Below are 13,722 nucleotides of genomic sequence, written 5' to 3' on the forward strand. Positions count from 1 at the left end.
GAGGCAGGAGCAAACTATATGGAAGCCATAAAAGAAAAGCTAATTGTTAATTCCGATAAAGGTAATTTATTAAAAGAGCTAGTAAGATCGATGAATGAGTGTGAGCGGTTTTATTTTAGTGTTGCTTTTATTAATTACAGTGGGTTACAGCTTCTTCTTGATCCGTTAAAGGAAGCGGAGAAAAAGGGGATTAAAGGTAGAATTATTACTTCAACTTATCTCAATTTTACTGATGCGAAGGCACTAGAAAAGCTAAGAGAATTTAATAATGTTGATCTAAAGGTTTTTGTTACAGATAAAGAGATTGGCTTTCATACGAAAGCTTACATATTTGAAAACAAAGATAACTACAAGGTAATTATTGGTTCTTCAAATATCACTCAAAGTGCACTTAAAAGTAATATTGAGTGGAATGTCGAGATAATTACAAAAGAAAATGGACGCTTTATTCAAGATGTGTTAAAAGAATATGACTATCTGTGGAACAGGTGCGCAGTGGCTGACAAAGATTTTATTCAGCGGTATGAAGAGTTTATAAAAAGTCTCAAGAAAACACAAAAGAATCACTCATTATTCTTTGAAAATAAACAATATATTGTTCAAAATAGGATGCAAAAGCGTGCTACAGAGAATTTAGAAAGACTAAGAAGCTTTGGGGAGAAAAAGGCACTTGTTATTGCTGCTACTGGTACTGGAAAAACGTATATGTCAGCGTTTGATGTAAAAAACGTAAAGCCTAAGAAACTTCTATTCATTGTACACAGAGAAGAGATTCTGAAGAAGGCAAAGGATACTTTTGAATGGCTCCTTCCTAATGAGGGTCTTACATTTGGTCTACTTACAGGAAATCATAAGCAAAAAAATGTGGATTATGTGTTTGCAACTATTCAGACTATCTCTAAATGTTTTCAAGAGTTTGAGCAGGACGAATTTGAGTATATAATTATTGATGAAGCCCACCATGCTACTAGTCAGACTTATCGTGCTGTCTTGAATTATTTTAAGCCACAGTTTACTTTGGGGATGACAGCTACTCCTGAGCGGAGTGATGGTTACAACGTTTTTGATCTCTTTGATAATAATGTTGCTATAGAAGTCCGCTTGCATGAGGCTTTAGAGGACGAACTGGTTGTTCCATTCCATTACTTTGGAATAACCGATTATGAAGGTATTGATTTAAGTGATGTGAATATAGACGACATTGCCGAAATCACAAAAAGGTTAAAGGTTAATGAACGAGTCGATTTTATTATTGAAAAAATGAATTTCTATGGACATGATGGAGAAAAAAGAAAAGGTCTTGGTTTCTGCGCAGGTATTGAGCATGCTCAATATATGGCTAGTGAGTTTAATAAACGGGGCTATAAAAGTGTTTGTTTGCTTGGTTCTGACTCGCCGGCAACACGTGAGCAATATATAAATCAATTAGAATGCGACCATGATGATTTAGAATTTATTTTTACGGTTGATATATTTAATGAAGGGGTCGACATTCCATCAATTAATTCTGTACTTATGTTAAGGCCAACTAATTCACCGATTGTGTTTATTCAGCAACTAGGGAGAGGATTGCGGAAACATGCAGAATAAAGTTTTTTAACTGTTCTTGATTTTATCGGCAACCATAATAAAACCTTTCTTATTGCTTTGGCATTGAATGGAAGTCGCTACTATGATAAAGAAAGCTTAAAGGTGGCAATAGCTACTGGGTTTGCTAATATACCGGGGTGTACACATATCCAGATGGATAAGATATCTCAGGAAAGAATTTTGGCGCAGATAGATAAGGAAAACTTCAATTCATTGAAATATTTAAAGGAAGAGTATTTTGAATTTAAAAAGCTAAATCAAGGAAGAGTTCCTTATTTATTAATGGATTTTATGAAATTCGATGGTGCACCAGATCCAGTTAAGTTCATTGATCGCGATAAAACGTACTTGCAATTCGTGGCCAGTGTAGAGAAAGATGAATCTTTAAAGGAACTTTTACAAAGTGAAACATTTGAAGGAACTTTAAAGGAACTATCTAGTAAACTGCCGCTTAAAAGGATTTATGAATTTGTTATTATTCGATATTTATTAGACCACGAGGAAATTAGTCTGGAAATTGCAAAGCACCAGATTCTTAAGATGGTTAATGACGTCGATGACGATAGCATTCTACATGCATTTGAATGCTTGAATCAAGATTACTATGATAGTGTTCAATCAAAGAGCAAGCCGAAATTAGTTCAATACAACGATGGAAGTCTTGTTAGGAGCCTGCTTTTTAAAGAGTTATTAGTTAATGAGGAGTACCGAAAATACATAGAGGATATTGTTTCTTACGGAATTTTTCGATATGAGAAAGAATATAAAAAAGAATACTACGGTGTCCCACATTTTAAGCTTTATGAACAATACCCAATGGTCGATGCTGCATTACTTTCTAATTTTCGTAAAATCCATAGTTCATATAGGGGATCAGGGCTTCTTACAAATGGAAACGATTATTTCTTATTCATAGATCTTCACAAGGAAGATGACATTAAAGAAAGCATAAATTATAAGGATAAGTTTATAGATGAGCGCTATTTTCAGTGGCAGACTCCAAATACCACCTCTCAGAACACGGATAGAGGTCAAAATATTATTAATAATAAACGCCGCGGGATTAAACTTCATTTGTTTGTAAGGAAGTACAGAGAAATCGACGGAAAGAACGAGCCTTTTATTTATATTGGAACAGGGGATGCTGTTCACCATGAAGGAGAAAAACCAATTACAGTTAAAATCAAGCTAGATAACGAAATACCCTCAACCTTATTTACCGAGTTTACTAAGAGAGTATAATAAGAAGAGTAGTCTTCTCATTTCGAGAGGACTACTCTTCATTTATCAGTTGCTCAACGGCTGGAATGTCTGCCGGAGCCCACTTAAGGGATGCTAAATTCTCCCTCTTTAGCCAGATTAGCTTGGAATGCTCACTGGGGACTGGAGTTCCTTCGACGACTCTACATTTAATTGATATTAGATTTATAATGAATTTTTCGTATTCATGTACGTTCTCATTAAATACTTCTTTGGATGTCTCAATTCTACAATCTAACTCTTCTGCAATTTCTCTTTCAAGGGCGGAGTATATGTCTTCATTTGCTTCAACTTTACCGCCAGGGAATTCCCACATATTTGGAATCGCCATTTCAGGGGATCTTAAGGCACACAGAATTTCTTCTTGGTTATTTTCTATAATTGCTGCAACTACTTTTACGAGCTTTTTCATGATTTGCCTCCTAATGTTACTATCAGTATTTATAGGATTATGCTTTATAAAGATTCTTTAATGCACAAGGTAACTTACAAAGTGAACCATATAATTATTTTTAGTCAAAGTCAACAGTGGAGCCAAAATCTTAATATTCCGTCATTACCCCTCATCCTCAACCAAATCCACTATCTCCCGAATATCCTGAATCTCCAAAGCCTCAGCAATCCTAACAATATGGCTAAAATTAATATTCTCCCGTTTCCCATTCGCCAATTCGCTTAGCGCGGCATGTCTGACATCGGATAGCCTGGAAAGCTCCCGCAAAGAGATGTTGTGTTTCCTAATAAGTTCGGATATTTTAACAACTACCTTTTTTCCCATGATTGGTCACCCTTCGATCAGATCAATTGTTGACTATACGCGATAACGTACCATATAATATTCCTTAAACTGGTACGCATATGCGTATAAAATATGAGGTGACGTTCATGCAACAAACCCAAACCAAATACGATGAAGCCCTGCAAGAAGAAGCCATCCTAACCCAAAGAATCAGCCTCTGCAAAGAATTCATCGACATCATATTAGAATATATCACTCATAAAGCAGATTCGATTCACATCCTCACGGCAGAGGACATTGTCACCGCGGTGCATACGATCGGGCAGGACCTGGAGACGGAGCTGCTTCATTTGAGACTGGAGAAGGGGATACTCGAGAATAAGCTAAAAGCTTAACTACACAAAGCGAGTAATTAAGCCGGCCTGCTTTTTAACCTTTTCTATATGTTCCAAGTTACGTACAGGTAGTTAAATGGATTTATATTCTACTTAGCGTGAGGCTTTTATTTAATGGGAAAAATAGAACAATTGGTTCAATGGTATATTGAAAATAAATTGCACCCGGTTGAACTAGCCGCGGAATTTCATGTTTATATCCATCCATTTTCTGATGGTAATGCGCGCACAGCCCGGCTTTTAATGAATTTAATTTGAACAGCCAGAGAAGAGGAATTTAACCTTCATCTTTGGCTTTTTTATTTTTTCATTCGTGTGATATATATGAAGGTATACATTAAAAGAGGTTCTGATAATGAAATTGCCAATCCTGATGCCCAAATCAGGTGTTTTTGCTTTTTAGCTAGGCGTTCTCATAGAATACTTCCCCCAATATTTTCGCCCCCTGTCAAAATAATAACCACCATGCAATCCTGCCAAAAGCGTTAACGCAATATCCGCTAAATTTACTCCTTATATTTTTCTGTAACTATTCTATTTAAGTAAAATTATCATATTTTAACGATTTTCTCACAATCTTTTAAATCTTTGATAACAAAATTCAAATAAGGAACACAATGATTTTGAAATGATCATAATGTTTAACACTTTGAAAACAGACAAACTGTACTTTCCTGTCGTAACATGACAATAGACAGCACAACTCACAGCAAATTATCGAAGGTGAATAGAATGCGCCGGTGGCTCAAATTGTTGGTAAAGATAGGTCTTGTCATTGCGATTGTAGCCGGTGCGTTTTATTATTGGCTGCGTCCGCTTTTGGTCAGAATCGAAAGCACGACGTTGGCTAGCGGCATACATGTCAAGTTTAGGACCGTAGGAACGAATGTAGAAGAGTACACGAATCAAGCCTGGCAGCCCTATTTCGCCAAAGGGATTAATATGGGGGCGACGATCCCCGGGCATTTTCCCGGTGAACTTGCCATTTCGGAGGACGAATACGAGAGATGGTTCGGCATGATTCAGGACATGGGGGCGAATGTGATCCGTGTGTATACGATCATGATGCCTGAGTTTTATGAGGCGCTTTCCAAATACAACATGAAACATCAGAAAAATCCGCTTTTCTTCCTTCAGGGCATTTGGAGCCCCGAGGAACAGCTGATTGAAGGGCAAGATGCCTTCGATCCCAAGATCAAGCAGAAATTCGAGCAAGAGATTAAAGACGCGGTTGCGGCGGTTTATGGACAAACGACACTCACGCCCGAGCCGCACTCGGGAAAAGCAGGAGGTGCTTATAAATATAATGCAGGTCCTTATCTCATGGGCTGGATTGTCGGGACGGAATGGGATCCGAAGATGGTGAAGGGGACCAATGATTTGCACGCGGACACCCCAGACTATGCGGGGAAATATTTCCGCAATAAACCGGGAGCGAACGCTTTTGAGAAGTGGCTGGCCTTGATGGTCGACACGGCGGCGCAAACGGAAATTCAGTATGGCTGGCAGCATCCCGTGGCCTTCGCCAATTGGGTGACGACGGACCCGCTCAAGCATCCGGGCGAGCCGCTCGTTGAAGAGGATTTGGTTAGCGTCGATCCAACGCATATTGAGGCGGCGGATTGGGAGGCGGGCTATTTTGCCTCGTATCATGTGTATCCGTATTATCCGGATTTCTTTACATTTGATAAGTCGTTTCAGGAAATGACCAACAGCAAAGGACAAATCGATAGTTACTACACCTATCTGAATAAATTAAAAGAAGCGCATCCCAATCTGCCGGTCATGATTACGGAATATGGTGTGCCGGCTTCCTTGGGCGTAGCCCACTTGGGCACGCTCGGCCGCAATCAAGGCGGTCATAACGAGAAGCAGCAGGGAGAGATCGATGCGGAATTGCTTCAGCAGATCCACGGGTCCGGCTACTCCGGAGCGGTTTTGTTCACGTGGCAGGACGAATGGTTTAAGAAGACGTGGAACACCCAACGTTACGATGAAGCGGATCGCCGATCGTACTGGTATAACACGCTGACGAATGAGTCTTTCTTCGGGGTACTCGGGATGTTCCCAGGCAAAGACGATGATATTCACATCGATGGGGACGCCACGGATTGGAACAAGCTGGAGGAAAAGAAGAAGCTCGATGTGCAGGTTCCCGGCTTTGAGGAGATTTGGGCCACGCATGACGAAGGCTACCTTTACTTGATGGCCAAGCTAACCGAGCCATTTGACCCGTCAAAGGAAAGCATCTATTTCGGGGCGGATACGCTTCCCGGTGGCAATCGTCACGGACCGGAACTTCACGGCACGACACTTGATGAAGGATTGGAAACATTAATTGAGCTGTCGGATGAAAATAAAGGACGGATGACGATCGCTTCCAATTACGATGTTCATGCCCGCTTGTATGAGCGTTCCGGACTGCCGGACATCGATCCGAAGGAGAAGCAGGATGACTCGGGGATTTTCAAGCCTTGGAAGATGGCTGTCAATTATCTGCTGGAATATCCGGACTCCCGGGTGAACCACCCCTTCGGGGATGTAGAGGTTGGCATATTAGAGAGAGGTTACAGCGATCCGTCGCGTCCTGAATACAATTCGAAGGCGATGTGGCAGGTTCAAGGGCAGGTGCTCGAAATGCGTATACCGTGGATGCTTCTGGGATTCAGCGATCCAAGCTCTCTGAGCGTTATCAACTATAACCCGCCGAGCAAGAATAAATTTGAAGTGACGCAAGTGAAAGGAGTTCGCCTTGTTCCGTGGATTGTGAAGAATGATCAAGTCGTTGGCCAGGACAACTCGGCCGCGGCGCAGCCGGTGCAGGTGTCCGCTATGCCGTTATACACATGGCAGCGCTGGGAGGATAAGGTTGATTACGTGGAACGGCCGAAACAAAGCTACTACATGATGAAAGAGGCGTTGCATAAGATTAACGGTCCCGTTACCAGTACCGGTCAATCGGGCAGCTGAAGCAGAGGAGAGTGCAGGAGTGTACACCAATCTTAATGCAGCCATACAAGCTTTATATCTCATTTTGGCTTTTAATCTGGTTTGTGTGGTCATCATTTATGTCATCAAGTTGAGAAGTATTAGAAGGAGAAAACTGAACGACCGATTCCAAACGAAGTTCAAGGATTACCTGACTTATGTTCAAGCCAATCTGGATGGGATGGAGCCGTTAAGGGTCCCTCCCTGGACGATGAACATGGTGGAAAGGGAGGCGATGCAGGAGAAGCTGAATGATATGATGGAATGCTTCTCGGACGAACAGCGGCGTAAGCTGGTGCGACTTTGCATAGATCTGGGGCTCGTGCAGCACCATCTGGAGCGCTTTAACAGCCGATCTTATCGGGTGAAGCTAGATGCCGCTTATCATTTGGGATGCATGCGGGTGAAGGAGGCGGTGCCGGCTTTACTGAACATGCTAAAGGAGCATCCGCTCAATTCGGCTCTGTTTGTCGTAGCCCGAGCGGTCGCCAAGTGTGCCCGCAGCCAGCAGGAGCTCGAAGCAATGGTTCAGATTCTACTTCAGCACAACAAGAAATGCTACGAGCTGATTGTGAATATGATAGCCGATTCGGAAGTGGATGCCGGTTCCTTATACACGGGCTATGTGAGTCATGAGAATCCGGCTTACGTTCGGATTGGGCTGATCGGGCTCCATGTCTACACCGATCCGGCAGCGGCCTCTGCGGTCTATCGTCTCATGGATTCCGAGCATGAAGACATTCAAATCAAAGCGGTGGATTTGTACCTGAAAAGCTCCCGTCTGCTGCCTAGAAACGTCGTTAGCAAGCTGCTGAGTCATCCAAATCTCAACATTCGCCGATTGACGATAGAGGCTTTGGCCGACATCAAAAATACGGCTTACGTTGAGCTGATGAGAACCAGTCTGAGCGACACCGATCAGCGAATCGTGTATGCGTCGGCCAAAGGGTTGCTCCGTATGGGAGAAGAAGGTATGGTGGCGCTTTGTGATCATGCAGCAGCGGTTCAAGGTACGGAACGCGGGCAGTTCATGCAGCAGCTGATTGATGATGAGATCAAGCATCTGTCTATGCAGCTGCACAACTGGGATAAGCTCATGCAATATAACACACTGATGTACACCTATGACAAAATATTTCGCAGGTCTAAACGTATATATCGTGTCGTATAGGAGGGTTGTGTAGACATGTGGGTTTTTGGATATCAAGTGGTGTTGGATTCATTCCTGAAAGGACTAAGGGAGTTTTTGCTCTATTACAGCTTCGTTGCGCTCTTTTACGTTGTTCTCGTCACACTGCTCTATTATTTTATTTTCGGATTTTCGATTCGGCATATTTTCTCAATCAAGCGGGGAATCCAGTACAATCGGATCAATAAGCTATCCAGTTCCAGTCAGCTCCCGCCGGTTTCCCTGTTGGTACCGGCCTATAACGAGGAGTTAACGATTATTGAGAACGTAAGGTCGCTGCTGGCGCTCAATTATGCGGAATATGAGGTGATCGTCGTCAATGACGGTTCTCAGGACCAGACCTTGAAGTGCATGCTTGAAGAATTCAAGCTGGAGCTGATTCATCCGGTGCATTCCAGCAGCATTAAGACCGGAAAAATTAGAGGAGTGTACCATAATCCCGAGTATCCCAATCTATATTTAGTTGATAAAGAAAATGGAGGGAAGGCGGATTCGTTAAACGCAGGCATTAACCTTTCCCACTATGCGTTGATCTCCACGATTGATGCGGACTCTTTGCTTGAAAAGGACGCCTTAACAAGGATTGCCCGGGTATACATGGAGAACCCCGAGGAGACGGTCGCCGTTGGGGGCAATGTTCGAATCGTGAACAGCTGCACGGTGGAAGACGGCATTGTGAAGGATGTTCAATTTCCTCGTAAGCTGCTGCCGGCACTGCAACATGTCGAATATACGAAAGCCTTCCTCGGCGGCAGGATCGGCTGGAGCGCCGTCAATGGTCTCATTATTATCTCGGGAGCCTTCGGCGTGTTTCAAAAGAAGATGATCATCGCCGTCGGCGGTTACCGCGGGGGCTACCCCGGTGAAGATATGAACATTGTGATTAAGCTTCACCGTCACTGCTTGGAGAATAAAATCCCATACCGGGTAGCGTTTTGCCCGGATGCCGTTTGCTGGACACAAGCCCCTGATTCGTACCGGATCTTGAGCAGCCAGCGCAAGCGCTGGGGGCGGGGAAATCTGAAGAATATGATTGAGGAAGGGATTCACATGGTGCTGCGCCCGAAATACAAAATATTCGGGATGCTGACACTTCCCTATAACATTGTGTTTGAAACACTGAACCCGTATTTCCGCCTCAGCGGCCTGTTGGCGATATTGGGCTACTGGATGCTGAATATGACGGATTGGTACACCGTTGTTATCTTTTCGTTAGTCAATTTATTCTCCTGCTTTGCCTTAAGCCTGGGGGCCTTGTTTATTGAAGAGACGGCCTTCAGCCGATATCCCAAGCTGGGTGACCTGAACAAAATGATCTTGTATTCTCTCTTAATGTTTGTAGGGTATCGGCAAATTGGTGTTTGGTGGAGGTTAAGCGGACATGTCCAATTCCTGCGTAATAACAACTCGTGGGGAACGATGGTCCGTACCAATTTTAATAAATAGCAATCCTAAACAAAGACAAGAGGAGTGGAGAAGATGGCGGTATTAGTTCATGATCCGATTCAAGAAGCAGTGTTGCAATTAGCAGAAAGAGTTCAGGCTTCCTATGAAAAGGGTGCTCAATGCGGGATGATTCTTGCGCCATGCGCAGCGGTGGGCCAGAAGGTGCTGGAAAAAATGCAGTCCTATATGAGCGGCTTTGAGCCGGAAATACCGCTTCATTGCTTCTACTTGGATCAAAGCGGGCTTCTCGGAGTCGTTCTGTCTGGGCAAAAGCTCATCAATACCCATTATACATCGCTCGTGCTCAAAGAGTTCCTGGAACAGCAAGACTTGCTCGAAGGCCAGATGGTAGTCGCCAGCTTCCCGGAGAGTGGAGAACTGACGGAACAGTCGATGTCACAGCTGCTCCATACGTCGCTGCAAGGGAAAGGGGAGAGCAGAGATATTCACCTGTTCATGAATCATGGGCTTCAGCAGGGAATTACATCGATTCTCATTGCCGATCCGGACGAGGTGAGCAGAGAGTTTGTCAAGCTGCGGCTTGAGATCAACGGTTACAAGGTAGAAGAGGCCAAGGACGGCGGTGAAGCGCTCGAGAAATTTGAGAAAACAATGCCGAACTTGGTGATCACGGAGCTGAACCTGCCGATTCTTGACGGGTACCAGTTGATCGACAAAATCAAGAGGGATTATGCCAGCGAAGGACAAGTAATCGTTCTTACGGATAAGCAGCTGCCGAAAAGTATGGACCGTGCCTTTGAATTGGGCGCATCCGATTATGTGACGAAGCCCTTCTCCATTTCGGAGCTGGAGTGGAGAATTAAAAAGCTGATTTCCCGTCTGGGCTAATAAACGTGTAAAACATAGGAGGATAGAATCATAATGAACGCATATAACAATTTAAAACATAAATTTCAGACAAAAACAGCCGAGATCGGGGTCGTCGGCCTCGGCTATGTAGGGCTGCCTCTATGCATGGAGATGGCGAAGGGCGGGTTTACGGTATACGGCATCGATCTCGATTTCCGGAAGGTAGAGTCACTTCAAAGCGGCCAATCGTATATTCAAGACGTTCCGAACGAAGAAGTGGTGAAAGCGATCGAGTCCGGCCGGTTTATTCCGACTGACGACTACCATACGGTTCAAAGGCTGGATGCGATCAGCATCTGCGTACCGACTCCACTCAGTGAAAACCAAGATCCGGATACCTCTTATATTCAGAGTGTAGTCCGGGAAATCAAGAAAAATCTCAAGCGAGGAGCTTTGATCATCCTGGAGAGCACCACCTATCCGGGAACGACGGAGGAGCTCATCCAGTTCGAGCTGGAAGCGCAAGGACTCAAGGTAGGCAAGGATTTCTTCCTCTGCTTCTCGCCGGAGCGGGTCGATCCTGGTAATCCCAAATTCAACACCTTTAATACGCCAAAGGTTATCGGCGGTACGACGGAAGCGTGCATCGACCTCGGCGTAACCTTATACAGCCATGTAGTGAAGGACGTCGTACCTGTCTCCTCGCCGAAAGTAGCGGAGATGTCCAAGCTGCTGGAGAATACGTTTCGCAGTATTAACATTGCGTTCATTAACGAAATGGCCATGATGTGCGACAAAATGGACATTGACGTCTGGGAGGTCATTAAGGCTGCGTCGACAAAGCCGTTCGGCTTTATGCCATTTCATCCGGGACCTGGCATCGGCGGTCACTGCATCCCGCTGGATCCGATGTATTTATCGTGGAAAGCAAAGGAATTCCGCTTCTACAGCAAGTTTATCGAGCTGGCGCAATCCATCAATGATAATATGCCGGAGTATGTCCGGTATAAAGCTTCGCAGGTTCTCAATATGTATGCGAAATCCATCCGCAATTCGAAGATTCTTATTCTAGGCATGGCGTATAAGCCGGATGTGGATGATCTCCGTGAATCGCCGGGGCTGGAGCTGTACGAGCTTCTTCGGGAGAGCGGAGCACATGTGGACTATTATGATCCGCATGCCGTTTCCTTCCTCGATAAAGAAGAGGATACGGTACAATCTGTGAACTATGATCTGTCCGCTTTTACCGAATATGACTGCATGGTTCTGATCACGAATCACCGCATCTTCAATAACCGTGAACTCGCGGAGCTGGGCGTGCCGATCATCGATACGCGCAACGCTTTTGTAGATATTCAAGGTGACAATATTTATAAATTGGGTACGGGTATTCGCAAGCAAGAAGTGAGGCTTGCTGTAGGCGTTTAAACTCATCCTAGAAGAGAGAGGAGAAAACAACGATGTGTGGCATTGTAGGGTATATTGGAAGGCGAGACGTACAGCCAATTCTGTTGAACGGATTAAGCAAGCTGGAGTATAGAGGGTATGATTCCGCGGGGATCGCGGTGCTGGTGCAGGATCAGGTCAAGATTAGCAAGGCGGAAGGACGTCTGGCCAACTTATCGGTTCAGCTGGATAAGCAACCGTTGATAGGATCGATTGGTATCGGGCATACGCGCTGGGCTACTCACGGCAGACCGTCGGATGTCAACTCCCATCCCCATACGGATATGTCGGGTAAATTCACTGTCGTACATAACGGCATCGTGGAAAACTACATGGAGCTGAAGAAAGAGCTGGAGGATAACGGCGTCACCTTTACTTCCGAGACCGACACCGAGGTGATTGCTCACTTGCTGGCCGAGCATTACGAAGGCGACATCTTCACCGCCATGCTTGCGGTCATTCAGAGACTGCAAGGGGCTTATTCCCTTGGTGTCATGACGGAGTATGAGCCGGATAAGCTTATCGCAGTCAGACAATCGAGTCCGCTCGTTATTGGTGCGGGTCAGGGAGAATACTTCATTGCGTCGGACATCTCTGCTCTTATTGAGCATACCCGTGAGGTATATATTTTGGAAGATGGCGATTTGGCCGTCATTACACAGGAGGGTGTCTCCATCACGAAGGTCGAGACAGGGGAGCCGGCGGCGTGTAAGCTGCTGCATATCGATTGGAGCGCAGATCAGGTGGAGAAGGGGCCGTTTGAGCACTTCATGCTGAAGGAAATTCACGAACAGCCGTTAACGCTGCGGGGTACGATGCTCGGGCGCATCAATGACCAGGACGAAGTGAGTTTCCCGGAATTGGCGCACGCAGCAGGCACGTTCCAACATGTGGATAAAATCTTTATCGTGGCTTGCGGCACCGCCTATCATGCCGGACTTGTCGGCAGCACGGTCCTTGAGAAGCTAACGCGAATCCCGGTGCAGTGCGATATCGCATCGGAATTCAGATATCGTGATCCGATCATCACGGACCGGACGCTCGTCATCGTCGTGAGCCAATCTGGGGAAACGGCGGATACGCTTGCTGCCCTGCAAGAGAGCAGAAGGCAAGGCGCTAAAGTATTAGCCATTACGAATGTGCCAACCAGTTCAATTGCGCGAGATGCGGACTATGTCATCGCAACGAAGGCAGGTCCGGAAATTGCAGTGGCATCGACTAAAGCGTATACCGCTCAGTTGCTCGCTTTCTATTTGTTCAGCATTTACTTGGCCCAGGAAAGACAGACGCTGTCTTCCGAGCTTCATACGGAGCTGGTCAAAGGCTTGAAGTCACTTCCCGTTCAGGTGGAGAAGGTGCTGGAAAACGCCAACGAAGTGAAGCTGTATGCAGAATCGATCAAAGATGCGGACAGCTTATTCTTTATCGGAAGGGGCTTGGACTACGCCGTTGCGCTTGAGGGCTCTCTCAAATTGAAGGAAATCTCTTATATCCACTCGGAGGCTTATGCAGCCGGTGAGCTAAAGCACGGCACATTGGCGCTGATCGAGAAGGATACGCCGGTGATTGCGCTGGCTACACAAATGGATCTATACGAAAAAACAGTTAGCAATATTAAAGAAGTCAAGGCCCGCGGAGCACATGTCATGGGGATTACGGTAGAAGGCAATGTGGGGCTGCTTAATGCGGTCGATGAAATCTGCTTCATCCCGCCATCCCTTCAGCTTTTGGCACCGATATTGGCCGTCGTGCCGCTTCAGTTAATCTCCTATTACGCCTCCCTGGCTCTGGAGAACGATATTGATAAACCGCGCAATTTGGCCAAAAGCGTGACGGTTGAATAACCATCCGGATGGGAG

Annotated in this window: 12 protein-coding genes; 10 read left to right on the forward strand and 2 right to left on the reverse strand. The window is 45.2% G+C overall.

The window, feature by feature from the left end:
- Window positions 1-18 precede the first annotated feature (18 nt).
- Window positions 19-1,590, forward strand: a complete 1,572-nt coding sequence (locus PUT07_RS30885) for a DEAD/DEAH box helicase family protein (protein ID WP_274472624.1) — start codon at window positions 19-21, stop codon at window positions 1,588-1,590.
- Window positions 1,591-1,692: 102 nt separating this feature from the next.
- The gene (locus PUT07_RS30890) at window positions 1,693-2,832 is read left to right on the forward strand and encodes a DUF3427 domain-containing protein (RefSeq protein ID WP_274472625.1); all 1,140 of its coding nucleotides are present in this window, start codon (window positions 1,693-1,695) and stop codon (window positions 2,830-2,832) included.
- Between the two features lie 31 nt (window positions 2,833-2,863).
- On the opposite strand, the gene PUT07_RS30895 is transcribed toward PUT07_RS30890, so the two are convergent.
- Together PUT07_RS30895 and PUT07_RS30900 are read right to left on the reverse strand one after the other, a co-directional pair.
- Window positions 2,864-3,262, reverse strand: a complete 399-nt coding sequence (locus PUT07_RS30895) for a (deoxy)nucleoside triphosphate pyrophosphohydrolase (RefSeq protein ID WP_274472626.1) — start codon at window positions 3,260-3,262, stop codon at window positions 2,864-2,866.
- Between the two features lie 144 nt (window positions 3,263-3,406).
- Window positions 3,407-3,628: a helix-turn-helix domain-containing protein gene (locus PUT07_RS30900; protein WP_274472627.1), complete on the reverse strand. Its 222-nt coding sequence runs from the start codon at window positions 3,626-3,628 to the stop codon at window positions 3,407-3,409.
- 107 nt (window positions 3,629-3,735) lie between these two features.
- Here PUT07_RS30900 and PUT07_RS30905 point away from each other — a divergent pair, with 107 nt between their 5' ends.
- The 8 genes from PUT07_RS30905 (at window position 3,736) to glmS (ending at window position 13,707) form a co-directional block, all read left to right on the forward strand.
- On the forward strand, window positions 3,736-3,984 hold the full coding sequence (locus PUT07_RS30905) for a hypothetical protein (protein WP_274472628.1): 249 nt from the start codon (window positions 3,736-3,738) through the stop codon (window positions 3,982-3,984).
- Between the two features lie 114 nt (window positions 3,985-4,098).
- Complete coding sequence (locus tag PUT07_RS30910) at window positions 4,099-4,242, forward strand: Fic family protein (RefSeq protein ID WP_379241031.1); 144 nt, start codon at window positions 4,099-4,101, stop codon at window positions 4,240-4,242.
- 474 nt (window positions 4,243-4,716) lie between these two features.
- A complete protein-coding gene (locus PUT07_RS30915) occupies window positions 4,717-6,954 on the forward strand; it encodes a hypothetical protein (RefSeq protein ID WP_274472629.1) in 2,238 nt (745 codons plus the stop codon).
- Window positions 6,955-6,973: 19 nt separating this feature from the next.
- Window positions 6,974-8,143: a HEAT repeat domain-containing protein gene (locus PUT07_RS30920; RefSeq protein WP_274472630.1), complete on the forward strand. Its 1,170-nt coding sequence runs from the start codon at window positions 6,974-6,976 to the stop codon at window positions 8,141-8,143.
- 15 nt (window positions 8,144-8,158) lie between these two features.
- Window positions 8,159-9,607 (forward strand): glycosyltransferase family 2 protein, encoded by a 1,449-nt coding sequence (locus PUT07_RS30925; protein ID WP_274472631.1) that lies wholly within the window; start codon window positions 8,159-8,161, stop codon window positions 9,605-9,607.
- Window positions 9,608-9,640: 33 nt separating this feature from the next.
- Complete coding sequence (locus PUT07_RS30930) at window positions 9,641-10,456, forward strand: response regulator (protein WP_274472632.1); 816 nt, start codon at window positions 9,641-9,643, stop codon at window positions 10,454-10,456.
- Window positions 10,457-10,489: 33 nt separating this feature from the next.
- Window positions 10,490-11,845 (forward strand): nucleotide sugar dehydrogenase, encoded by a 1,356-nt coding sequence (locus PUT07_RS30935; protein ID WP_274472633.1) that lies wholly within the window; start codon window positions 10,490-10,492, stop codon window positions 11,843-11,845.
- 32 nt (window positions 11,846-11,877) lie between these two features.
- Window positions 11,878-13,707, forward strand: a complete 1,830-nt coding sequence (glmS, locus tag PUT07_RS30940) for a glutamine--fructose-6-phosphate transaminase (isomerizing) (RefSeq protein WP_274472634.1) — start codon at window positions 11,878-11,880, stop codon at window positions 13,705-13,707.
- Window positions 13,708-13,722: the final 15 nt, after the last annotated feature.

Source organism: Paenibacillus sp. MAHUQ-63, assembly GCF_028765165.1.
Taxonomy (GTDB): Bacteria; Bacillota; Bacilli; order Paenibacillales; family NBRC-103111; genus Paenibacillus_E.

What these genes read in the sequence shown, in the direction of transcription:
- PUT07_RS30885 (WP_274472624.1), top strand. Translation starts at nt 19, where the DNA reads ATGGAAGCCATAAAAGAAAAGCTAATTGTTAATTCCGATAAAGGTAAT.
- PUT07_RS30895 (WP_274472626.1), bottom strand. Translation starts at nt 3,262, where the DNA reads ATGAAAAAGCTCGTAAAAGTAGTTGCAGCAATTATAGAAAATAACCAA.
- PUT07_RS30900 (WP_274472627.1), bottom strand. Translation starts at nt 3,628, where the DNA reads ATGGGAAAAAAGGTAGTTGTTAAAATATCCGAACTTATTAGGAAACAC.
- PUT07_RS30905 (WP_274472628.1), top strand. Translation starts at nt 3,736, where the DNA reads ATGCAACAAACCCAAACCAAATACGATGAAGCCCTGCAAGAAGAAGCC.
- PUT07_RS30910 (WP_379241031.1), top strand. Translation starts at nt 4,099, where the DNA reads ATGGGAAAAATAGAACAATTGGTTCAATGGTATATTGAAAATAAATTG.
- PUT07_RS30915 (WP_274472629.1), top strand. Translation starts at nt 4,717, where the DNA reads ATGCGCCGGTGGCTCAAATTGTTGGTAAAGATAGGTCTTGTCATTGCG.
- PUT07_RS30925 (WP_274472631.1), top strand. Translation starts at nt 8,159, where the DNA reads ATGTGGGTTTTTGGATATCAAGTGGTGTTGGATTCATTCCTGAAAGGA.
- PUT07_RS30930 (WP_274472632.1), top strand. Translation starts at nt 9,641, where the DNA reads ATGGCGGTATTAGTTCATGATCCGATTCAAGAAGCAGTGTTGCAATTA.
- PUT07_RS30935 (WP_274472633.1), top strand. Translation starts at nt 10,490, where the DNA reads ATGAACGCATATAACAATTTAAAACATAAATTTCAGACAAAAACAGCC.
- glmS (WP_274472634.1), top strand. Translation starts at nt 11,878, where the DNA reads ATGTGTGGCATTGTAGGGTATATTGGAAGGCGAGACGTACAGCCAATT.